Origin of the sequence: Duganella sp. CF458, from assembly GCF_900113115.1 — a bacterium.
GTDB lineage: Bacteria > Pseudomonadota > Gammaproteobacteria > Burkholderiales > Burkholderiaceae_D > Rugamonas.
In genome coordinates this window covers 138,106-161,158 of sequence record NZ_FOOF01000011.1, presented here as the reverse complement: position 1 = coordinate 161,158, position 23,053 = coordinate 138,106, and the positions used below count along the sequence as shown (strand labels likewise).

17 protein-coding genes are annotated in these 23,053 nt (G+C 66.2%); 9 read left to right on the top strand and 8 right to left on the bottom strand.

Going from position 1 to position 23,053, the window contains the following annotated elements:
• Window positions 1-30 precede the first annotated feature (30 nt).
• From BM269_RS18240 to BM269_RS18220, 5 genes are all read left to right on the top strand, one after another.
• On the top strand, window positions 31-1,236 hold the full coding sequence (locus BM269_RS18240; protein WP_373994400.1) for a THUMP domain-containing class I SAM-dependent RNA methyltransferase: 1,206 nt from the start codon (window positions 31-33) through the stop codon (window positions 1,234-1,236).
• An 88-nt stretch (window positions 1,237-1,324) separates the two neighbouring features.
• Window positions 1,325-2,596, top strand: a complete 1,272-nt coding sequence (locus tag BM269_RS18235) for a multidrug effflux MFS transporter (protein WP_090439940.1) — start codon at window positions 1,325-1,327, stop codon at window positions 2,594-2,596.
• Window positions 2,597-2,755: 159 nt separating this feature from the next.
• The gene (locus BM269_RS18230; RefSeq protein WP_229204698.1) at window positions 2,756-4,930 is read left to right on the top strand and encodes an HDOD domain-containing protein; all 2,175 of its coding nucleotides are present in this window, start codon (window positions 2,756-2,758) and stop codon (window positions 4,928-4,930) included.
• A 7-nt stretch (window positions 4,931-4,937) separates the two neighbouring features.
• The gene (locus BM269_RS18225) at window positions 4,938-7,151 is read left to right on the top strand and encodes a putative bifunctional diguanylate cyclase/phosphodiesterase (protein WP_090439937.1); all 2,214 of its coding nucleotides are present in this window, start codon (window positions 4,938-4,940) and stop codon (window positions 7,149-7,151) included.
• A gap of 6 nt (window positions 7,152-7,157) precedes the next feature.
• Window positions 7,158-8,726 (top strand): SEL1-like repeat protein, encoded by a 1,569-nt coding sequence (locus BM269_RS18220; protein ID WP_090439934.1) that lies wholly within the window; start codon window positions 7,158-7,160, stop codon window positions 8,724-8,726.
• Window positions 8,727-8,741: 15 nt separating this feature from the next.
• On the opposite strand, the gene BM269_RS18215 is transcribed toward BM269_RS18220, so the two are convergent.
• The 6 genes from BM269_RS18215 to BM269_RS18190 are packed head-to-tail and all read right to left on the bottom strand — an operon-like array spanning window position 8,742 to window position 16,338.
• Entirely contained in the window at window positions 8,742-9,863 is a 1,122-nt protein-coding gene (locus BM269_RS18215) for a WD40 repeat domain-containing protein (RefSeq protein WP_139232790.1), read from the bottom strand.
• 34 nt (window positions 9,864-9,897) lie between these two features.
• Window positions 9,898-11,682, bottom strand: coding sequence for a non-ribosomal peptide synthetase (locus BM269_RS18210; protein ID WP_170860417.1), 1,785 nt, complete (start codon window positions 11,680-11,682; stop codon window positions 9,898-9,900).
• 11 nt (window positions 11,683-11,693) lie between these two features.
• Window positions 11,694-12,356, bottom strand: coding sequence for a nucleoside/nucleotide kinase family protein (locus BM269_RS18205; RefSeq protein WP_090439925.1), 663 nt, complete (start codon window positions 12,354-12,356; stop codon window positions 11,694-11,696).
• A 39-nt stretch (window positions 12,357-12,395) separates the two neighbouring features.
• Window positions 12,396-13,589 carry a radical SAM protein gene (locus BM269_RS18200; RefSeq protein WP_139232789.1) on the bottom strand — a complete coding sequence of 398 codons (1,194 nt, stop codon included), beginning with the start codon at window positions 13,587-13,589 and terminating at the stop codon, window positions 12,396-12,398.
• Window positions 13,565-15,817, bottom strand: a complete 2,253-nt coding sequence (locus BM269_RS18195) for a B12-binding domain-containing radical SAM protein (protein ID WP_139232788.1) — start codon at window positions 15,815-15,817, stop codon at window positions 13,565-13,567. Before BM269_RS18195 ends, BM269_RS18200 begins: the two co-directional genes overlap by 25 nt.
• Window positions 15,775-16,338, bottom strand: coding sequence for a nucleotidyltransferase family protein (locus tag BM269_RS18190; RefSeq protein ID WP_139232787.1), 564 nt, complete (start codon window positions 16,336-16,338; stop codon window positions 15,775-15,777). Before BM269_RS18190 ends, BM269_RS18195 begins: the two co-directional genes overlap by 43 nt.
• Window positions 16,339-16,468: 130 nt before the next feature.
• Between BM269_RS18190 and BM269_RS18185 the strand changes: the two genes are divergently transcribed.
• From BM269_RS18185 to BM269_RS18170, 4 genes are read left to right on the top strand one after another with little or no spacing between them, the layout of a single operon-like run.
• On the top strand, window positions 16,469-17,596 hold the full coding sequence (locus BM269_RS18185; RefSeq protein ID WP_139232786.1) for a hypothetical protein: 1,128 nt from the start codon (window positions 16,469-16,471) through the stop codon (window positions 17,594-17,596).
• Window positions 17,589-18,812 carry a cytochrome P450 gene (locus BM269_RS18180; RefSeq protein WP_090439909.1) on the top strand — a complete coding sequence of 408 codons (1,224 nt, stop codon included), beginning with the start codon at window positions 17,589-17,591 and terminating at the stop codon, window positions 18,810-18,812. Before BM269_RS18185 ends, BM269_RS18180 begins: the two co-directional genes overlap by 8 nt.
• Window positions 18,805-20,550, top strand: coding sequence for an ABC transporter ATP-binding protein (locus BM269_RS18175; protein ID WP_170860416.1), 1,746 nt, complete (start codon window positions 18,805-18,807; stop codon window positions 20,548-20,550). The genes BM269_RS18180 and BM269_RS18175 overlap by 8 nt, the downstream gene beginning before the upstream one ends.
• A complete protein-coding gene (locus BM269_RS18170; protein ID WP_139232784.1) occupies window positions 20,543-21,484 on the top strand; it encodes a hypothetical protein in 942 nt (313 codons plus the stop codon). Before BM269_RS18175 ends, BM269_RS18170 begins: the two co-directional genes overlap by 8 nt.
• Window positions 21,485-21,502: 18 nt before the next feature.
• On the opposite strand, the gene infA is transcribed toward BM269_RS18170, so the two are convergent.
• The gene (gene infA, locus BM269_RS18165) at window positions 21,503-21,766 is read right to left on the bottom strand and encodes a translation initiation factor IF-1 (protein ID WP_090439901.1); all 264 of its coding nucleotides are present in this window, start codon (window positions 21,764-21,766) and stop codon (window positions 21,503-21,505) included.
• Window positions 21,767-22,047: 281 nt separating this feature from the next.
• The gene (locus BM269_RS18160) at window positions 22,048-22,893 is read right to left on the bottom strand and encodes a TolB family protein (RefSeq protein ID WP_170860415.1); all 846 of its coding nucleotides are present in this window, start codon (window positions 22,891-22,893) and stop codon (window positions 22,048-22,050) included.
• Between the last annotated feature and the right edge of the window lie 160 nt (window positions 22,894-23,053).

Below are 23,053 nucleotides of genomic sequence, written 5' to 3'. Positions count from 1 at the left end.
GATTTTTACAACGGATAAAGGGTCCCCCAAATGCCATCTTATTTCTGCCCATGCCCGCGCGGCCTGGAAGCCGCCCTGGCGGAAGAACTGACCGAAATCGCGGCCATGAGCCCGACCATGAAAGTCCACAACCAGGTGCCGGGCGGCGTGCACGCCTCCGGCGACCTGTACGACGCCTACCGCATCAACCTGCACTCGCGCATTGCCTCGCGCGTGCTGATGCGCATGGGCGTATGCCACTACCAGAACGAAAACGACATCTACGACCTGGTGCTGGGCCAGGCGTGGGAAGAATGGTTCGGCGTGCACCACACCATCCGGGTCGACGTCACCGCCATCAAATCGCCCTTGAAATCGCTGGAATTCACCACGCTGAAGATCAAGGACGCCGTGTGCGACCGCTTCCGCGACATGTACGGCAAGCGCCCGTCGGTCGACACGCGCGAGCCGGACATGCGCATCTTCGGCTTCCTCGACCAGCGCCAGTTCATGGTCTACCTCGACACCTCCGGCGAAGCGCTGTTCAAGCGCGGCTGGCGCAACGAGACCGGCGACGCCCCGCTGCGCGAAAACCTTGCGGCCGGCCTGCTGCGCGTGTCGGGCTGGAAGCCGGGCATGCCGCTGTTCGACCCGATGTGCGGCTCCGGCACCATCCTGTGCGAAGCGGCGCAGATGGTGCAAGGCATCCCGCCGGGCGCACGGCGCAGCTTCGCCTTCGAAAAATTCCACGACTTCGATCCAGAACCGTGGCAGAACATGAAGACCGACTTCAAGCCCAACCCGCTGCCGTCCGAGCCGACCATTTTCGGCTCCGACATTTCTGGCGACATGGTGGCGATGGCGCGCCACAACCTGAAGAGTGCCGGCATCCTGTTCGAGGTGCCGCTGAAACAGATCGAAGCGCAGCAGGTGCAGGCGCCGACCAAGGAACCCGGTATCCTGCTGACCAACCCGCCGTACGGCGAGCGCATCGGCGTGCGCGGCGACGCCAGCCTGGAAGAAGACGAACTGGCGAAGAGCTTCTACAGCGCGTTCTCGACCACGCTGAAGCAGCGCTTCAGTGGCTGGACCGCCTACCTGTTCACCGCCGACCTGGGCCTGCCGAAGATGCTGCGCCTGAAAGAATCGCGCAAGACGCCGTTCTTCAACGGCGCACTCGAATGCCGCCTGTTCCGCTTCGACATGGTGGCCGGCTTCAACCGCAAGCCGCCCACCGCCAGCCCAGCCGCCGAGTAATTTTTGTCCACCTGGGGTCAGGAACCAGGCGGACATTTCTTGCCTGCCATCACGAGCGGGCCGCGGCGGATCGGCGTAGAATGCCCGCATGCTTTCGACGCCTACTCCGCCGCCTCCGCCAGATGCGCCCACCATCATCCCCGAGCCTGAAGCGCAGCAGCGAAAGCCCCTGGGGCCGGGCGCGCTGGCGGCAGTGCTGGCCAGCCTGTCGATGCTGGGCCCGTTCTCGATCGACGCCTACCTCCCCGCCTTCCCCAATATCCAGGCCACGCTGCACGCGACGCCGATCGAAGTCCAGCAATCGCTGACGGCGTATATGTTGGCCTTTGCCGGCATGGTGCTATGGCATGGCGCGCTGTCGGACGCCTTCGGGCGCCGCAACGTGATCCTGGTGTCGCTGGTGGCCTTCCTGCTCGGCACAGTCGGCTGCGCCGCCGCGCACTCGGTGCAATACCTGTGGTTCTTCCGCGTGCTGCAAGGCGTGTCGGCCGGCGCCGGCGTGGTGGTCGGGCGCGCCATCATCCGCGACCTGTACGCCGATGCCGCCGCCGCGCGCCTGCTGTCGCTGGTGACCATGATCTTCTCCATCGCACCGGCCGTGGCGCCGGTGCTGGGCGGCTTCATCGTCAAGTATTCGGACTGGCGCACCATCTTCCTGGCGCTGGCCGGCTATACCGTGCTGCTGTTCATCGTCTGCTACCGGCGCCTGCCCGACACGCTGCCGCGCGACAAGCGGCAACCGTTCAACCCGCACTACCTGTGGCGCAACTACAAGGCCATCCTGTGCTCGCCGCTGTTTCACCTGAAGACCGGCGTGGTGGCCTTCAACTTCGCCGGCCTGTTCCTGTACATCACGGCCGCGCCGGTAGCGCTGCCGACCCAGCTGCACCTGGGCCCCGAGCAATTCGCCTGGCTGTTCGTGCCGGCCGTGTCCGGCATCTTCCTGGGCGCCCTGGCCGCCAACCGCATCGCCGGCAAGACCAGCTTCATGCGCCAGATCGGCATCGGCTTTTGCTTCCTGATCACGGCCGCCACAGTCAACGCCGGCTACCACCTGCTGGCCGGGCCGGCGCTGCCGTGGAGCGTGCTGCCGCTGTTCTTCTATACCTTCGGCATGTCGATGGCGGCGCCGGCCGCCACCTTGCTGGCGCTCGACCTGTTCCCGCACATCCGCGGCACGGTGGCTTCGGTCCAATCGTTCGCCACCACGCTGCTGGGCGCGCTGGTGGCCGGCGTGCTGGCGCCGCTCGCTTCGCATTCCTTCCTGTGGCTGGCGGCCGGCCAATTGGCACTGACCCTGACGGCGTTCGGGCTGTGGTTGACGGCGCGCGCACTCCGGCGCAAGATAGTGCCTATTTGAAAATATTGTTGGTGCCAAGTAAACGACTACCAATAGTGTAGTTCTTTCTACACAAATGCAGTTTATTGCCGTCAGAAATTTGTATTGCTATTAAGTTATAGTATATTTATGCCAATTTGCGTAGTGGATTGCAAGCCGGAAGACAGCCGCTAAGACCCCATGCAACATCCCGACCAAGACATCCGCAATCGCTTGCTGATCGCGCGGCTCCCCGCCATGCCGCAGATCCTGATCAAGCTGATTGAGCTCCTGCAAGCCGACGACGCCGGCATGCCGGAGCTGGCCGCGCTGATCGCCAAGGATGCCGGAATGGCGAGCAAGATCCTGGCCGTGGCCAACAGCTCGGCTTACCAGCGCCACCAGCGCACGGTGGGCCTGGAGCAGGCCCTGGTCTCGCTGGGCACCGACACCATCAAGACGCTGGTGATTTCCGAGTCGGTGTTCCAGACCTTCAGCAATTTCCCGCACAGCGGCAGCACCGATTTGCGCGCCTTCTGGAAAGGTTCGCTGACCACCGCCGTCATCGCCCGCGACCTGGCGCGCGCGCTCGATTACCCGCACGTGGAAGAAGCCTACCTGGCCGGCCTGCTGCACAATGTCGGCCGCCTGGCGCTGCTGGCCACCGCACCCAAGGAATACGCCTACAACTTCACCGCGCGCGACGACGAAGCGCTGTGCGCCGTGGAGCAGCGCACCCTGCAAATCACCCACGCCGAAGCGGGCGCCTGGCTGATCGAACGCTGGAACCTCGACTCCTTCCTGGCCGACTCGGTGCTGTACCACCACGAGCCGCTGTCGCGCCTGGAAGCGGCGCATCCATTGATCCGCATCGTGCGCCTGGCGCACCAGCTGTGCTATCACGCCGACGCGCCGCAGGCGTCAGCCGAAGCGGCCGCGCTGTGCGGCATCGAGGAGGACAAGCTGGACGCCTTCGTCAAGTCGGCCGCACGGCAAGTGGCGCGCGCCGCCGAAACACTGGGCATCGACCTGGCCGGCGCCGACGACGTGCCCGCGCCGCCGGCCGCGCCGCCGGTGCCGGTCGACCCGGTGCAGGCGCGCCTGTCGGAAGAAGTGCGCAATATGGTGCTGGTGCAGGAAATGGGCCAGTGCTTCGCGCGCCAGCAGGGCGAGGCCGGCATGCTGGACGCCATGACGCGCTCGGCGCGCATGCTATTCGACCTGGAGACCACGGTGATCCTGCTGGAGAGCCCGACCGGCCATGCGCTGCAAGGCGCGGGCACGGGCGACGCGCAGCAGCGCCTGGCCGAATTTGTCGTACCCCTCAACAAGCCCGGCCTGCTGGCCGACGCCGCCAACCAGCGCCAACTGGCGTTTGCCGCGCGCGCCGGCCTCAACGCCAACGCCAGCGCTGGCCCTAGTCTCGGCATCGCGGAAGAACAACTGTTGCGCATCGTGGGCAGCGAAGCGCTGGTGTGCCTGCCGCTGGTGGCCGGCCAGCGCTGCCTGGGCATGATTGTCGGCGGCGCTCCGGCCTGGCAACTGCCGCTGCTGAAAAAGAAGGAGCGCTTCCTGCAAGCCTTCGGCAGCCAGGCGGCCAATGCGCTGGAGACCGCCCTGTCCGAGCGTGGCCACACCAAGCGCCAGGTGGCGCACGTGGCCGAGGAATATCGCGAAGCCTCAAGGCGCGTGGTGCACGAGGTGAACAACCCGCTGTCGATCATCAAGAATTACCTGTCGGTGCTGGACGCCAAGCTGGCGCGGCGCGAGCCGGTGGTGTCCGAAATGTCGATCCTGAATGAGGAGATCGACCGCGTCGGCCACCTGATCAACGGCCTGGCCGACCTGCAGCCGACCGAGGGTGCATGCGTGGCCAATGTGGCGCGCGTGGTGGAAGACGTGCTGCGCCTGTTCCGCGCCACCGACTTCCTGCCCGCCTCAGTGCAGGTGATCACGCGCATGCAGGACGGTCCGCAGGAAATCGACGGCGATGCCGACCTGCTCAAGCAAATCCTGGTCAACCTGGTCAAGAATGCGATCGAGGCGCAACCGAACGGCGGCCGCATCGAGCTTGCCAACCGTGGCTTGGTCAACCGCGAACGCCGGCTGTACGTGGAACTGGTGGTGAGCGATGCCGGCCCGGGATTGTCGCAGGAAGTGCTGGCCAAGCTGTTTGGCGCCGTGCAGAGCAGCAAGGAAGGCAAGCACCACGGCCTGGGCCTGTCCATCGTGCACAGCCTGGTCAAGAAAATGAACGGCATGATCAGCTGCCGCAGCGGCGCCAACGGCACCTCGTTTGAACTCCTGCTGCCGGCCCGCGGCAGCACCAGCCAGCTCGCCCCGGTGCAGGCGCGCGGCGTGGTGGATTCCGTATAAGGCCTGCATGAACCAGATGATCCCGACGTCCCCGGTACCGGAATTCCAGCCACGCCTGCTGCTGGTAGACGACGAACCGCGCCTGCTGTCTTCCCTGTACGAGCTGCTGCGCGTGCAGGACAGCTACCAGCTGGTTACCGCGGCCACCGGTGCCGAAGCGCTGGCCCATCTGAGCCGCCAGCAATTCGACCTGCTGCTGCTGGACCTGCGCCTGCCCGACATGAGCGGCCACGACATCATGGATTTCGTGAACGCGCGCGAGATCGACTGCGACGTGATCGTGATGAGCGGCGAGGCCGGCATCGAGGCCGCCATCGGCGCTTTGAAGCGCGGCGCCTACGACTACCTGCGCAAGCCGTACAACCCGCCCGAGCTGATCAGGACCGTGGAGAACGCGCTGCAAAAGCGCCGGCTGGCGGTGGAGAACCTGCGCATTGCGCAGCGCCTGGAAAATTCGGAAAAGATGTACCGCTACCTGGTGGACAGCTCGCCCGACATCATCTATACCCTGAACCATGAAGGCTGCTTCACCTTCGTCAACGACCGCGCCTACCAGCTGCTGGGATATGCGCGCGAAGAACTGATCGGCCGCCACTACTCGGTGCTGGTGCACGAGGAAGACCAGGAGCGTGCGCGCTATGTGTTCAACGAGCGGCGCGTCGACGAGCGCGCCTCGCGCAATGTGGAGCTGCGCCTGAAGTGCAATAACAGTGCCGCCGGCGACCGCACCTTCAGCAATACGCTGATGACGATTTCCCTGAACGCGATCGGCATGCACGTGCCGGGCGAAGAGATGTCGCGCCACGAATTCTTCGGCACCTACGGCGTGGCGCGCGACATCACCGACCGCAAGCGCGCGGAGGAGATGATCTCCTACCAGGCCTATCACGATATCCTGACCGACCTGCCGAACCGCATCCTGTTCAAGGACCGCCTGGGCCTGGCCGTGATCCAGGCCAAGCGCAAGCTGGCCGAACTGGCCGTGATGTTCATCGACCTCGACCGCTTCAAGCTGGTCAACGATACGCTGGGCCACGTGAAAGGTGACGAACTGCTGCAGCAGGCCGCGCGGCGCCTGAAGGAATGCCTGCGCAAGGGCGACACGCTGGCGCGCCACAGCGGCGACGAATTCACCATCGTGCTGCCCGAGCTGCGCGACCGCGCCGACGCCAAGGCGATTGCCGACAAATTCCAGGAAGTGCTGCAATCGCCGTTCGACCTGGACGGCCACGTGGTGCACATCTCGGCATCGATCGGCATCGCGGTTTATCCGAACGACGGCGACTCGATTGAAGAGCTGCTGCGCCACGCCGACATCGCCATGTACCAGGTCAAGGCGCAAGGCAAGAACGGCCACAGCTTCTACCATCCGTCGATGCAGGACATGTCGCACCAGAAGATCGCGCTGGAGCAGTCGCTGCGCAAGGCGCTGGAAAACAACGAACTGGAAATGTATTACCAGCCGCAGGTCGACATGGCATCGGGCCGCATCATCGGCGCCGAAGGCCTGATGCGCTGGAACCATCCAGGTCGCGGCCTGCTGTCGGCCGGCGAGTTCCTGCCGTTTGCCGAAGAGAACGGCCTGATGCTGCCGATTTCGGACTGGATGATCGGCGCGCTATGCCGCGACCTGCTGCTGTGGAATGCGGCCGGCGCCGACAATATCCGCCTGTCGCTGAACCTGTCGCCGCAATACCTGGATCGCGGCGACTTCTTCGAGAAGATGCGTAACGCGCTGGCGCGCTACCAGATTTCGCCGTCGCAGATCGAAGTCGAGATCACGGAGAACATCTGCATCCGCAACCCGCAGTACGCCATCGAGCAGTTGAACAAGCTGTGCCAGCTGGGCGTGTCGGTCGCCATCGACGACTTCGGCACCGGCTACTCCTCGCTGTCCTACCTGCACCGCTTCCCGATCCACACCATCAAGATCGACCAGAGCTTCGTCAAGGAAATCCACGACGAGCATGGCCACTATCCGGTGATCCTGGCCATCATCTCGATCGCGCGCGGCCTGGGCCTGCACCTGGTGGCGGAAGGGGTGGAGACCGAAGTGCAGGCACGCTACCTGGCCGCCAACGGCTGCGCCACCATGCAGGGCTACCTGTATTACCGGCCGATTGCGCTGACCAGCTTCATGGAAGTGCTGGCGGCGCAGAACCAGGCCGACGCTCCTGCCCTTGCCGCCCCCGCCGGCCTGCGCCTGGCCAGCCAGGCCTGATCGTCCATGCAGCGCCACGCACCGACTGAAGTCGACGAATTCCTGCGCGTGCGCCAACTGGCCGAGCGCGGCGTGGCCAATGCCCAGCATAGCCTGGGCTTCATGTACTTCAACGGACAGGGCGTGGCGCAAAGCTATGAGCTGGCCGTGGCCTGGTATCGCCAAGCCGCCAATGCAGGCCTGGAGCACGCCCAATACAACCTCGGCGTGATGTTCCAGAAGGGGCAGGGCGTCGACACCGATTTCGCCGAGGCGGCGCACTGGTACCAGCTCGCGGCGGAACAGGGCTACGCCGCCGCGCAATACAACCTGGGCTGGCTGTATGCCAAGGGCCGGGGGGTGCCGCACGATACCGAAAGAGCGCGCTATTGGTTCGCCAAGGCCGCCGGGCAGGGCGACCCCGGCGCGCAGAACAACCTGGGCATGATGTACGACAGCGGCAGAGGCGTGCCGCAGGATTTCGAGCAAGCGATCATGTGGTACCGCAAGGCCGCCGACCAGGGGTATGCGCGCGCCCAGTTCAACCTTGGCCTGCGCTACGACAACGGACAAGGCGTGGCGCAGGACGGCAAGCAGGCGCTGGGCTGGTTCCGCAAGGCTGCCGAGCAAGGCTACGCGGCCGCGCAATTCAACCTCGCGCTACGCTACGACAAAGGACAGGACGTGCCGCCCGACGCCGCGCGCGCCATCAAGTGGTACACCCTGGCGGCGGAACAGGACCACGCCAGCTCCCAGTTCAACCTGGGCCTGATCTACGACAACGGCAATGGCGTGCCGCGCGACGAAGCGCAGGCATTGAAGTGGTACCGCCGCGCCGCCGAACTGGGACACGCCGGCGCGCAAAACAACCTGGGTCAACGTTACGAGCAAGGCCAAGGCGTGGCACAAGATCACCGCCAGGCAGCGCACTGGTACCGCAAGGCCTCGGAAACGGGGCATCCCGCCGCACAATACCACCTGGCGCTGTTGCATGAGCAGGGCCTCGGCGTGCCGCGCGACCAGCAGGAAGCCATCTTCTGGTATCGCAAGGCGGCCGACCAGGGCCACTTGCGCGCCCAGTTCGACCTTGGCCTGCGCTATGAAACCGGGCAGGGCGTGGCGCCAGATGCGCGCAAGGCGCTGGCCTGGTTCCGCCGCGCCGCCGAACAAGAGTACGCCGCCGCGCAATTCATGCTGGGCCAGATCCACGACCGCGACGACGGCCCCGCGCCCGACCAGCAGCAAGCGCACGCCTGGTACCGCAAGGCCGCCGGGCAGGGCCACGTGCTGGCCTGCTTCACGCTCGGCCTGCGCTACGACAGCGGCCAGGGCCTGCCGCGCGACTTCCCGCAAGCGCTGTCCTGGTACCTGGCCGCTGCGCGCCAGGGCCACGGCCGCGCCCAGCTCAATGCCGGCCTGATGCTCTTGTGCGGCCAGGGCACGCCGGCCGACGCCGAACAAGCCTGGCGCTGGCTGGCGCTGGCCGAGCGCAGCGGCCAGCCCGCCGCCGCCCGCCATCTCGCCAGCGCCGCCGCCCGCCTCGCGCCGCAGCAACTGAGCGCACTGCGCGCTGCGCCCCTGCTGCTGCCGGCCTGAGGCGAGCCGGGCCGGCTAGGGCGCGGCCAGCAGTTCCGGCGCCCGCTGCGCCGCAGCCGGCGCCGGCTGGGCATCGGCCAGCGTGAAGCGGTGCACCACGCTGTCGTTGAGTACATTCAGGTTGGCCGACGCTATCTTGCCGCCGGCGGTCGACAGCGAGACCGACAAGCCGAAGTAGCTGTTGCCGGCCTCGCCGAACAGGGTGACGCTGCTGCGCTGCCAGCGGCTGCCGTCGAACAGGTAGACCAGGACGGCACCGGAAGCGCCGGCCAGTCCATCGCTGCCGGCCACCAGCATGCGCCCGTCTTCCGACAGGTCGACTGCATTGCCCATGAACGCTTGCGGGTGCTCGCCGGCCAGCGTCTCGCCCAGCTGACGCCAATGGCCCGCGCGGAACCGGTACACGCGGACACTGCCTCGTCCGTTGCTGCAGCTGGGACTGCCCACCGCCACGGTCTCGCCTGCGGCGCAGAGCTTGACAGCCGTGCCGAAGTGGCTCTGCAGCCCACCGCGGATCGGCGCGCCGCGCAGTTGCCAGGCCTGGCCGGCATAGTGGAACACGCTGACCGAGCCGTACAAGCCGGCCTTGAAGGAATTGGCGCCGACCGCCAGCCGCTCGCCCGTGCTGCAGAGCGAAACGGCGATGCCGAAATCGCCCTGCGCGGCAGCGGCGCCGAGCACCGCGCCGTGGCGCTGCCAGCTGCCGGCGGCATAGCGGAACACATGCACTGCGCCGCCGCCGGCCGCGCTGCGCTGGCCGATGGCCACGATATTGCCGTCGGCGCTGAGCGCCACGCTGCTGCCGAAATGGGTGGCGGCCTTGCCGCGCAAGGGCGCCCCTTTCGGGTGCCAGTGCCCGTCCCGGAATTGGTACAGCGCTACGCAGCCGGCGGTCTTCTTGTTGCCATCGCCGGCGATGGCCAGGGTGCGCCCGTCGGCCGACAGGGCCAGCGCATTGCCCAGGTACAGGCCAGGCAGGCTGCCTTCGAAGGGCGCACCGGCATTGCTCCAATGGCCCTGCCGGCATTGGAACAGGTGCACCACGCCGCGCTTGGCGCTGTCGCGGAAGTGGGCGGCGGCCAGGAATTCGCCATTGGCCGACAGGCACACGACTTCGGCGAAAAAGCGCCTGGGCATGGGCTCCTTGCGATGCAGGCGCGGCGCCGCAGCCTCACTCATCGCGCTGCCCGGCGGCCCTGGCAATCGCGGCGGCCATGCCCCGCAGCGAACTGTTTTCCAGCACGGTCGCGATGGAGAACTCGATGCCGAACGCCTGCTGCACTTCAAAGGCCAGCATGGCCGCCAGCAGCGAGTCGCCACCGATGGCAAAGAAGTCGTCCTCAAGGCCCAGCTGTTCGAGCTTGAGCAATCGCTGCCAGAGCGCCAGCAGGCGGCGTTCCAGGGCGCCCGGCGGCGGTGCGGGTGCGGCGGCACAGGGCGCCGCGGCGGCCGGCAGCGCCGCGTAAGCGGTCTTGCCGCTGGCCGTCAGCGGCAGGCTGGCCAGCACGCGGTAATGGCGCGGCAGGGCGGCGCGCGGCAGGCGCTGGCCCAACCAGCGCTTGAGCTCGTCGATCGCCAGCGCGGTCAACGCATCCGGCAGGCCGCCGTCCAGGCCATGGAGCACCAGGTACGCCAGGGTGGCGCTGCAGTGGCCGGCGCTCCATTCCGCCGTCACGGCCGCCGCCGCCACCAGCGGGTGGCTGCGCAGCAGCGCTTCCACTTCATCGAGCTCTAGGCGGTGACCGCGGATCTTCACCTGGCGGTCGCTGCGGCCGACAAATTCCAGCCCCTGGCTGCCCCGGCGCACGCGGTCGCCCGTCCGGTAGAACACGCCGCCCTCGAGCGTCACAAAGCGCTGCCGCTCGCCGGACAGGTAGCCCAGGGCCAGGCCCGGCCCGCCCAGGTAGAGTTCGCCCGTGTCGCCGGGCGCCACCGGGCGCAGTGCGGCGTCGAGTACGCGCAGCTGCGTGCGGCCGATGGGCGCGCCAAGCAGGACGGGCGTGGCCGGATCGCTGATCGGCTGCAGCAGCGACCAGATGGTGGTCTCGGTCGGCCCATAGGCGTGCCAGACCCGCTCGCCCAGCTGCAGCAAGTGCTTGAGCAGGCCGGGCGGCAGCACTTCGCCGCCGCACAGCAGCTGCAGGCGCCGCCGCGGCCGCCAGCTGCCGGCCGCCAGCCACTGGAAGCTGGACGGGGTGGCCTGCACCACGCTGACGGCGGCCGTATCGATCAGGCTGCGGATGGCGGCACTGTCGCCCAGCGCCGCTTGCGGCACGATGGTCGCGCAAGCGCCGCACACCAGCGGCATCAGCAATTCCAGCAAGGCAATGTCAAAGCCCAGCGAGGACAGCACCAGCACATTGTCGTCCGCTTGCAGCGCCAGCGCACCGGCCATCGCCTGCAGCAGGTGCGACAGGCCGCCGCAGCCAAGCTGCACGCCCTTGGGCAGGCCGCTCGAGCCGGAAGTGAACATCAGGTAGCACGGTGCCTGCGCCGACGCCGGGCGCGGCAGCGGCGGCGCGGCGCCGTCTCCATCGTCGAGGTGAATCCGGGTGGCGGCCGGCGCCCCCGGCAGGCCGGGCATGGCGGCCTGGGTCAGCACGTAGCGCAGGCCGGACTGTTCGACCATGCGGGCCAGGCGCTCGGTCGGCGTGGCCGGGTCGAGCAGCAGGAAGGCGGCGCCCACGCTATTGACGGCCAGGATGGCGGCCAGCAGTGCGTTGCCGCGTTCCAGGTAAATGCCGACCACGGCGCCGGCGCCGAGCCGATGCCGTTGCAGCAGCGCCGCCAGGGCCTGCTGCTGGCGGTGCAGCGCCGCGTAGCTGAGCCGTTCGCTGCCGCATTGCACGGCCAGCGCCTGCGGCCGGGCGGCTACCTGGCGCAGCAGCATGGCATGCAGCGACAGGCTGTCATCGATCACAGTGGCTGCGCCGGCGGGCGTGCGAGACAGGTCCATGGGCCCGGCCTTCAGGCGCGCAGTTGCGCCAGCACGGCGGCGGCAACGTGTTCGGCGCTGCCCTCGCTGGCGTCGACCAGCAGGGTCTGGGCGCTGTCGCACACCGCCAGCAACTGCTGCTGCACCGCCGCCTGGTAGGCCATGAAGCTGGCGCGCCCGGCCAGGTGCGGCGCCGCCAGCACCCCGCATTCGGAAGGCTGGAACACCCCGCCCTTGCGCTCGGCAGCCGTGGCCGGGTCGACCTGCAAAAACACGATCCGGTCAGGCCTGGTCAGTTGGGAAAACATCATGCGCACCAGGGCCGGGTCGAAGTCGTCCTTCAGCAGGAAACGCGAGGAGAATTTGTAATGCCAGTTATCCATCACCAGCGTGCGCTGCTGCGCCCTGGCCGGTTTGACCACCAGCTCGTCGATCGCGCTGAACCAGGAGCACATCAGCGATAGCCAGTGCATATTGCCCAGCTCGAGGATATTGGCATCCTTCTGGTAGTCCCACAGCGCCGCCTTGATGGTTTCCATTTGCTGGCGCGCGAACTGGCTGTCGAAGTGCGTGGCGCGCTTGTCCCAGTAGCACGCGCCCGGGTCGTCCTGCTGCAGCGCCTGCGCCACCAGTTGCGCCACGGTGGACTTGCCGGCGCCGTCGACGCCTTCGAATACGATAAAGCCGTTATGCATAGTGTGTCCTGAGTCTGGAAAAGTCGCCGGCGGCCGGCCTCAGGGCGCACGCTGGAACAGGCGCCGGTGGGCTTCCGAGTCCAGCGAGTTGCGCCCGCAATTGTCATAGAACGGCTGGCTGATGCCGAACTGTTGGTAGGTCTCCTGCAGCGCCCAACCCATCTGGTGGATGGCCGCCGGGGCGGCGACAGGAAACTGTGCCAGCGGGGTTTCCGGGTCGGCATGGAAGACGTTGATGACCGGGGTGCCGCCCAGGCGGGCCACATGCGCCAGCCCGGCGCGCAGGCTGGGCAGGGGTTCCAGGCCACCGACAAAGATCGAATAGACGCGCCCTGCCCCCAGCACGCTGGCGCTTTCCTCGATCGCGTCAAACAGCAGCCGCTGGCCGCCGTCGGCATGCTTGCCGGGACAGTAGCGCGCAAACAGCTGCGGGTCGTAGACTTCGGTATTGAAGGCCACTTCCACGCCCAGGCCGGCGAGTTCGCGCAGCAGGGCGCGGTTCCTGGGCGGGAAGGCGATCAGGTGGATCGGCAGCGCCTTGCCCGAGGCGTCGACCGCCCGCCGCGCCGCTTGCGCAATGCGCAGGTAGAACGCGAAGTTGCGGTCGAGGTCGGGGAAGTTGCCGCCGTTGAGCATGACCTGGGTGATGCTGCCATCGTCCAGCGCCAATGCGGTGACGATGGCGCGGTAGACGTCGTCGGGCGCAATCACGCTCTGGAAACCGGAGGACTTGCTGCGGTTCGGTTCGATCGAGCAGTAGTGGCAAGCCTTGCCGGCCGTGACCAGCGCACAATCGCCGTACACGAAGATGCCCAGGGCCGCGCCGCCATACAGGGTGGCCAGCTCGGCCACGCTGAAGCCGTCGTCGGCGCGCTGGTCGTAGTAGCGCGGATGCAGTGGGAAGCCCACCGCGGCCGTGCCCTGGCGCCCGGCACAGCGCAGGAAAAACTGGCCATCGGCATAATCGAGCGTCCACGGCGAATCGAGGCGCACATTGACCGCGCAGACCAGGGCGCCGCCGCCCAGGTAAAGTTCCTGCGGAATGCTGGCCGTACGCAGGGCCACCGGGTCCGGATTGCCGTAGGCGCGCCGCTTTTGCAGGTAGGGCCGGCCATAGTTGGCCAGCAGCGACGGCGTCAGGCGCACGCCGAACGACAGCAATTCGAGCTTGATGTCGATCGGCGCCATGTCGGCGACGGCGCCGGCCATCACTGGCCGTTGATTAAACGCCACTCGTTTCTCGATGACCATTGTTGGAGTTGTTCCCGGATTGGTTGTTGGAAGCGGGCAGGAATGCTGCCGTAGAGCGCCTGGCAGCTGGCCTGCACGGCGGGCAGCAGGTCGGCAAAGGCTTGCTCGAGGATCGCTTGCAGCAGCGGCGCAGTGGCGGCGCTGCCGGCCAGGGGCGCCGCCGGCAAGGCGGTCGGCTGCAGCACCTGCCAGCGCGGCACTTGCTGCAGCACCGGCGGCTCGAACGCCGCCAGGCATAGCGCCAGCAATTCATAGGCGGCATCCTTGAGCAGCAGGCGCAGTTGGCGCACCTGCTGACGCGCATTGCTGTCGGCGACTTTTTCAATGCTCTTTAACAGATAATCCAGGCTGAAGTTGCGGTCCACCCACAGCTGGCAAGCCTGGCTGATGGCGCCCACGCGCGCATCGCGGAACGCCAGCTCGCGCCGGCCCATCAGGGGATTCAGCGCGTGCGCCAGCCCGGCCTGTTCCGCCATCTGCAGGTAGGGGGAGCCGATCAGGCCCTCCATGCTCACCAGCATGTAGGAGACCATGCGGTAGAACGGCACGCCGGCCTGGTGCTGCGCCACATGGGCGGGGTCGCTGAGGCGCTGGAACAGCTGCTCGTATGGCAGGGACGAAGGTTGCATCAGCACGTCGCGCCGCCCGAGGAAGGCAAAGGTGGCAAGCAATTCGGCAAAACTCATCAGTGGATCGAACGTGATGTAAGTGCAGCGGATCGGCAGTGCCAGCGAGGTCAGGATGCGCAAAGCCAGCACGTTTTGCGCCGCCGTGGTCTTCTTGTTGAAGCGCTGCAGGATGGAGTCGACCCCGGATTCCACGCCGAACAGGCAGCGATCGAGCCCGGCCTGGCGCAGGCCGGTCCAGAAACGCATGCGGTTGGCATGCCAGGCCGCGTCCTTGGACGGGCGGCAGACCTGGTCCACGCGCGAACTGGTTTCGTAGCGGAAGCCGTGCGCGCGCAGCGCCTGCCCGAACCGCAGGCAGCGCTGCTGGGCCTGCTCTTCCATCGCATAGCCGACGAACTCTTCGTCGACCAGGAAAATGCGCCGGTCGACCTCGGGAAACTTGCGGTAGACCGCGTCGATCTCGGGCAGCAGGCTGGCAATGGCGGCCGCATCGTCGCCCGACCAGATGCCCTTGTGTTCGCGCGGGCAGAAGGAGCAGGCGTAACTGCAGCCGCGGCTCGATTCGAGCTGCATCACGCCGCCATGCGCCAGGGTGGCTTCGAGCAGGTCGAGTTCGGGATGGATGTCGTCGTACTGGCGGTTGTTGATGCGGCGCGTGCGCCGCACCGCCGCCTGCTCCAGGTAGGCTACGTCGACAATCTCGTCGCGCGCCAGGTCGCCGTGCCAGTGCGCCACCACGTCCTGCATGGTGCGCTCGCCCGGGCCGGTGGCGACGAAGTGCACGGGCAGCGTGCGCAACAGCATGTCGTAGTTGAGCGCAGCGAGGCTGCCGCCGAGCACCAGCAGCGGCTGGTAGGCCGGTTCGGCGGCCAGTCCGGCCAGGATCTGTTCGAGCAGGTCATGCTGGCCAAACGTGATCGAGATGCCGATGATGTCGGGCCGCTCGCGCAGCAGCGCGGCCACGATGGCGGGCGCCGAATGGCCGAACTGCATATCGTGCAGGGAAACGGTGCCCAGCTTTTGCTTGCGCAGCGCCCTGGCCATATCGGAGATGCCCAGCGGGAAGCGCGGCAAGGGGAACTGCTCAGGGTGGTAGAGCGCCACCAGGGCCACCTGCGGAAAGCCCAGCCGGTGCTGCTGGCGCTGGCTGCAGGAAAACCGGGCAAGGCAGGGGCTCAGCAAGTGTTCCAGCTGCAGCAAGGGACTGCCAGGCGGGGCCGACAGCGCCGCCAGCGGCGCACCCAGCGAACACGCGATGCCGCCGTGCGCGGCGGTGGCCAGCAGCAGCAGGCGGTCCTCCAGCGTCCCTGTGACGTGCACCCAATGCACGCGCTCGCCCAGCGCCTGGCGCAGCGCCTGCGCCATGGCAGGCGGTGCCAGCTGCAGTTGCAGCAGGCGGTCGGCCAGCGCTCCCGTGTCGCCGTCCAGCCCTGCCAGCGCCAGCGCATCGCACAGCGTCTGGCGCCGCGCGCCCAGCGATTGCCGCTCCGGCCGCGGGGCCGCCTTGCGGATCAGGGAAACCGCTTTGCCGGGCGCCGTCAATTGGCAAGCACGCGAAGGCGCGGCCAATGTGCCAGCCACTGCTTGGCCTGGATGCGCGCCAGGAAGTCGGCCCGGCTGATGCGGCCCGGGTTCCAGCGCAGCTGCAGTTCGAACAGGTCGTCCAGGCCGAACGGCGCGACCACGTCGAACTGGCCGTCGTCGCGCAGCCGCACCGCGACGGCCGTGGCCGTGTCGGGCCAGCTGGCAACGGCTTGGGCAAGCGTCGCCAGCGGCGCCACCTCCTGTCCGAAATAGTCGCGGTACCACAGGTGCACGTGGGCCTGGTTGGTGACTTCCCATTGGGTCGCGGGCTGGGCCGCCTGCAGGCGGCGCGTGAATTCGGCATCGGCGCCGGGCGCCATGGCGGCATCGAAATACACCACGTCGACGTCGCCGGCCTGGCCGCGCGGGTAGCCGTGCACATGATTCCAGATGCAATTGCGGATGGCGCCGGCGCCGATATAGGCGTCCACCGGCAGCTGCTTGCGGCAGAGCGCCAGCGTTGCCATCAGCCAGTCATCCGAACGAAGTATCGTCGCAAATTCTAAGAGACGGTTCAATGCGCTTTCCAGTGGGCCTGGCACGGATGGCAGGCATGCGGGGCTATTCAGTATCCTTGATCTACATTATCATAATGCAACAATTACCGTCTTTGCAATTAATAAAATGATAGGAATGCGGCCGCAGCGCATGGATTACCTCTCACTTGACTACTACTGCGATGCCGCCGGCCAGGCCGATGCCGTGGCAAGCGCGCTGAATTGCCTGAACAGTAAGTTGTACTTCCATTGCAAGACATGGTTTGGCGCCCAGCGCAACTGGGCCAATATGTTCATGCAGTCGGCCCTGCTGTGCGCCGTGCGCGACTGCCACGGCAACTTGCGGGATTTCGGTTCGCTCTCGTTCATGGGGGCCCATTACCGGGGCATGCCGGTGTTGCCCTGCGTGCAGGACTTCGCGCTGCAGCGCCAGCGCCTGCAAGGCGCGGCCGCGCTCGATGCGATCGATGCGCGCCTGCGCGCCGGACAGGCGGTGACGGTCGACACGTTTTGCGAGCGCTTGCCTTTTTTCCTCAACTTCCGCAGCTTCGATGCGCCCTACGATCCGGCGCGCAAGCACTTTTCCCATTTCATCCTGATCGTCGGCATGAACGCAACGGAGTACTACTATGTGGAAGACCCGGCCGTGCTCGACCGGCGGCAGTACAGGCCGCATCCGCAAAACCGCTGTGTCGGCATCATTGCCAAGCAAGGCTTGCTGCCGGCCTTCGAGGCCTATGCCGAAGTCCATGAGATCAGCATCGACAGCGCGGCAGTCGACTATTACACGGGCGAAGCTTACCTGCGCGATTTCCTGGCGGCGCAGTTGCAAGCCTGCCGGCACGCGCACGCCACGCCGGCCGGCAGGCAGTTGTCGTGCGGGGACGCCTTGCCGGCACTGACTGCCCTGGTGCAGGAGCCCGGCGCCGAGCTGTTTGGCCAGCATGCGCTGTTGCAGCGCAGCGGCGCCCCCGACTTGAAAACTTTCCTGAGCTGGCAGTTTTACGACGTGCTGGCGGCCAAGAAACTGCAGGCCGCAGCGCTAGGCTGCTGGGAGGCCCGCTTGCCGCAGGCGGCTTTTTCCCAATTGAGCCTGAGCCATCGCTACAGCGTGCTGGCATGGGACAAAGTGGGGCGCACGCTGAACACCACGACGCCGGAGCGGGGCGAGCCAGGCCGGCGCGCGCTGCTTGCGGCGCTGGCGGCTGCCAGCGATGTGGAGCAGCGGCTGGCCAGCGCCAGCGCCGCCTTCCTGGACACGCAGGTGGCCCATGGATGAATGCCCGCTGCAAGGCCGCGCGCGCAGCAGCGCCGATCTGTGGCGCGAGATCGGGGCCGTCTGGGCCGACGTTCCCGTCCAGCGCGCGCAAGACCCGTTTACCGGCGCGCCCTGCGTGATTGTCACGGGACGCGATGCGATCGACCACGTTGCGCGCCATCCGCAGCTGTTTTCCTCGGCCGCACGCAGCGCCATGCCGGAAGAGTACGGCGACAGCGCGCTGCACATCCTGCGCCGTCAGTTGATCAATATGGACCCGCCGCAGCACAAGGCGCACCGCGCCATCCTGGCCCGGCATTTCAGCGAGCAGGCACGCCAGCGCTACCGGCCTCACATCGAACGCTACGCGCAACTGACGGTCGACGCACTGCTGGGCAGCCAGCGCTGCGAGTTCGTGGCGCAGGTGGCCGGCGTGCTGCCCTTCCTGACCATCCTGCACATCCTCGGGCTGCCAACGGACGACCACCTGGCGCTCGCGCCGCTGGTGCAGCAAGCGCTGTTCGGCACGCCGGCCGGCAAGGCGCGGGCGGCCTCCGAGTTATACCTGTACGCCTTGCAGCAGTTGCAGCGCTGCCGCAGCGGTGCAGCCGTGCCCGGCAGCCTGATGGCAGCCATGCTGGAGGCCGAGGCCGACGGCAAGCCGCTGAGCGATGGGGACATCGTCAGCTTGCTGGTGTTCGTGCTGATTGCCGGCACATCCAGCACCCGTGCCACCATCGCGCATGGCATGTTGCTGCTGATCCGGCACCCGGCGCAATGGCTGCGCCTACAGGCGCAGCCGCAACTGCTGCCCAACGCGGTCGAGGAAATGCTGCGCCATGCGCCGGCCTTTACCTGCATGCGCCGGACTGCCATGGCGGACACGCAACTGGAAGGGGTGGCGATCGGCAAGGGCGACAAGCTTTTGCTGTGTTACCGGCCGGCGCATTTTTCTGCGGCTTTGTTCGGCCCCGACGCGCAAGCCTTCGATGTGGCGCGCGTGCCCGATGCCGGCAACAGCCATCGCGCATTTGGCGTGGGCCAGCATTTTTGCCTGGGCAATGCCATCGCCCGCATGGAGCTGGTGGCGCTGTTTGCTGCCCTGACCCGCAAGCTCAGTGCGCCGCGCCTGCTGGCCGCGCCGCAATTCTCCGATTCATTGCACCTTGACGACATCGATGTCTTGCACATCGCCTACCGGACCAACGCGCATGGCGGCGGGAGGCTTGATGACTGAGCGCTTGTCCTGGCCCGGCTTGCTGCGCCAGCTGGTGCGTGCCAGGCGCCACCTGGCGCTGGCAAATGGCGCCGCCTTCCTGGTCGGGCTGGTCAGCCTGCCGATGCCGGCGCTGATCCCCAAGCTTGTCGACTGGCTGCTGCTGCGCCCGGGGACGCAGCCGGCATGGCTGGCGCCGGCCGGCGGCTGGGCCGCGCTCCTGTTGCCTGCCTGCCTGCTGGCCTTGCTGTCAATGCGGCTGGCAGTCCTGGTCCTCAACCGTTTCCAAGCCGATGCCTTCATGGGGCTGTCCAAGGACCTGGTGTTCCAGTTGCGGACCGGCTTCATGCGGCACCTGGAACATGTGCGCCTGCATGCGCTGGAACGCGCCGGCGGCGCCATGATTGCCGCGCGCGGCATCAGCGACATTGACCTCATCGGCAACTTCTTGGGCGCGACCCTGAGCCGGGCCCTTGTCGCAGCGCTCAGCTTGCTCTGCATTGCCGCCGCCCTGCTGTGGCTGAACGCCTGGCTGGCAGTCGCGATCTTCCTCATCTATCCCGGCTTTATCGTATTCTCGGTGCGTGCCAGCCGCCAGTTTACCGAGCTGAAAATGCGCGAGATGCAGGCGTCGGAAGAATTGACGCAAGCCTTGTCCAATGCCGCCGAGCATGCCAGGACGCTGCGCGTGACTTCGCGCAGCCAAGCCTATTTCCGCGCCATGGAAGCACTGGCGGCATCGGCGCGCGACACCTCGCGCCAGTTTGCCAGCGCCAGCACGGCCGCCATGCAAAAAAGCATCGTGATATTCAATGTGTGCGTCGACCTGTTCCAGGTAGCGGCGGTCGGCATGGCCTGCTACTTCGGCTTGTCGGTGCCGGAGATGCTGACGATGTTTGCCTACCTGTGGCTGATGCTGAACCCGATGCTGGACCTGATGCAGCTGCCGGGCGGCTTTTTCTCCGTAGGAGCCGCCATGGCCCGGCTCAATGAAGTGTTCGCGCTGGAGCGCGAGCCGGACCCCGGCCGCGCCAATGGCGCTGGCGCGCCAAGCGGCGCCGGCTGGCTTTGCGTGAGCGGCCTGGCATTCTCCTATCCCGGCGGCGCCCCGCTGCTGGCGGGCTTGTCCTTCACTGTCCCGGCCGGCGCCTTGGTCGGCATCCGCGGTCCCAGCGGCAGCGGCAAGTCGACCTTGCTTGACCTGCTGCTGGGCTTCCTGTGTCCGCACCGCGGGGAAATCAGGCTCAATGGCTTGCCGCTGTCGCACTTCCAGCTGGCCGACTTGCGGCGCTACATCGCCCTGGTGCCGCAAAAGCCCGGCCTGCTTGCAGGAACCCTGCGCGACAACGTCAGGCTGGCGAGCGCAGCCGATGACGCGGCTATCCTGCGCATGCTTCGGCATTGCCAACTGGAGTCATGGCTGGCCAGCTTGCCGCAAGGCCTCGATACTGTGGTCGGGCCTGGCGGGCAGGCCTTGTCCGGCGGCCAGGTCCAGCGCCTGGCAATCGCCGGCGCGCTGCTTTCGCCAGCCTCGATCCTGATATTCGATGAAGCGACTTCAGCGCTCGACCTTGAAACCGAGGAGCGCCTGGTCGATGCGATCATGCCCTTGCTGCGCGAGCGGACCACGATTGTCGTCTCGCACCGCCTGTCGATCCTGGCCGCGACCGATGCCACATACGAACTGAACGGCGGCCGCCTGCAGGGCAGCCCGACACTAATGCAACCCCAACTCTTGACACAGGATACCGATGTCTGACAGCGAACGAAAGAAGAGAGCGCACACCTTGTACCTGGCCGGCAACCCGGCCGAGTTTTCGGCAGCCTTGCGCGAGGCCCGCATTGACCTGCCGGCTTTGCTCGATGCCTTGCTGGTGCCGGGCGCCGAATATGGCCTGGTGCTGGGCGGTTCGATTCCGGAACGCACCGGCACCAGTGTTTCCGATGTCGATTTGCTGGTGCTGATCAATTCTTCCCAGGCCTTGCGCGACGTCGCTTCGTCCTTGGGCGCTTACCCGGTGAAATGGCTGTATCAGAACAGGAATTTCACGTCGAACTGGGCCGTCCTATACGTCGAAGGCATCGAGTTGAATTTCGAGATCAAGGTCAACCCCGATATCCGCCTGGCAGGCGGGGCGCAGGTGCTCCTCAATAAGAACAGCAATGAAGTCTCGAACGAAAATGTGGATCACCTGCGTTTCCTGAGCAGGCTGTCCGGCGGTTGGGCGCTGCAGAATGTTGCCCTGGTCGACCTGTGGAAGCGCTATTACGAGATCGACCGGCTGCGGCAAAAGCGCATGATTTCCGAATTCTCGCTGGCTGCAAAAGAGTTGGAGGATATGCAGGCGGCAATTGGCGGGGCGCCCGGATTGAGTGCCATGCTGGGCATTTACGTGGTGACCAAACTGATGAAAGCGCTGCTCGCCAGTCACGACTATTTCAGCCCGGGCGTGAAATGGCTGAGAAAAGTCGAGCAGCTCATTAGCTCGGGACCGGCGCAATCGGCCTCCTTGCTGAGGCAGGGCCGCGACTTGCTGTTCCCGTCGCCCCAGGCCGACAGGGAGGCCCAGCTCGCCTATTTCCAGCAAGTGCTGGCATACAGCCGGGAGGTCGAACGCCAGCTGGCCCAGGACCCGGCAGTGAAAATGGTCATCGGCTGGTTCAACGAGGCGTTCGACACACTTAATCGTTAGGCGCCAGGCCCGTCGATCCTAGCGGCGGCGCTGTTGTGGACGTGGGCCGGGGGCGCCGCGTTGTTCGATGTGGCGGAAGACGATGCGGCCTTTGTTCAGGTCGTACGGGGACAGTTCCAGCGTGACCTTGTCGCCGGCGATGATGCGGATGAAGTTTTTCTTCATGCGGCCACCGGTATACGCGATCAGCTTGTGACCATTGTCCAGGTCGACGCGGAAGCGTTGCTCCGGCAGGATCTCGGTGACCACGCCATTCATTTCGATGAGTTCTTCTTTTGCCATGGTGTTTTCCTTTGCGATTGGGAGGGCGAGGGGCGAAAAAAAAGCCCGCGTTGTTGCGGGCTTCGTTTCAATGTAATGCCAATATTTCAATCGCTGCTACAGCCCGTGCTATCTGCACGGTGCGAAGCGGTCAGCCAATGCTATCTGCAAGGTGCCGGCCTGTGACCAATGTTTGGTGCTACAGGGTGAAGTTCTCGAGTGCCCTCACCACGGAACGCAGTATATCACAGGTTTTGTGCGATGCACAAATTATTTTTAGCCCGGCGTCGGCAGCGTCCTGTTTAACGGTAACTGCCCTGGTCGAAGGGATAGGAGTAGATGTTCTCGATGAAGCGCTCGCCGTCCTTGGCCTGGCGCGCCAGGTAGAGGCGGTTGTCGTGTACGAAGGGCGTGAATTCGGCTTGCGCGGTGTTGAATGGCGCGCCGATATTTTTCGGGACACTCCAACCGTGCTTGCCGTTGAAGCTGATGTAAAGGTCCATGTCGCCCGCGCCGCCCGGCACGTCGGAGAAGTACAGCAGGTAGCTCTGGTCGGCGGCGATGAAGGGATTCGATTCGCGCCAGGGGCCGGTGTTGACCGGTTCGGGCAGGCGTTCGGGCGCGCCGTACTTGCCGTCAACGCGGCGCGAGCGCCACAAGTCCGATTTGCCTTCGGCACCGTTCTTCATGAAGTAAATCGTGCCGTCCGCGGCAATCGAGCCGGACGATTCGGAGTCGTCGCTGTTGATGTCGTGGCCGAGGTGCTGCAGCGGCCCCCAGCGGCCATCCTGCAGCGCTACCGAGTAGATGTCGAAGCCTTTGCGGGCGGGCTGGTCCGGCACCGGGCGGTTGGACTGGAAGATGATCGATTTGCCGTCCGGCGCGAAGGCCGGATCGATGTCGCGCGAGCCGTCGGTGGCGGAGAATGGCACCGGTGCCGGCTTCTGCCACTTGCCGTCCACCTTATGCGCTTCCACGATCACCAGCCTGGTCCGCGCGCCGCCCGATTGCACCCACAGTGCGTGCCGGCCATCGGGCGACAGCGTCAAGCCGAACGCGCCGTTGTCGGACACCAGGCCCGGTTCAAACATGCCATCGCTGGGCGAGGCGGCGAGGACAGTGGTAAGCAGCAGGGCGGAAATATTCATTAATGTGATCGTTGGGGATGTGGATCGCCGCTGCGCAACCGTAATCCACATCGACACGGTGCGCGCAGCGCTGCAGATGCAGCGCCATAGTGACCTAATTGCCAACAGCGTGCAACGTCTGTCGCGCGGCTCGTCATATCTGGCTTTTTTGGCAACGAAA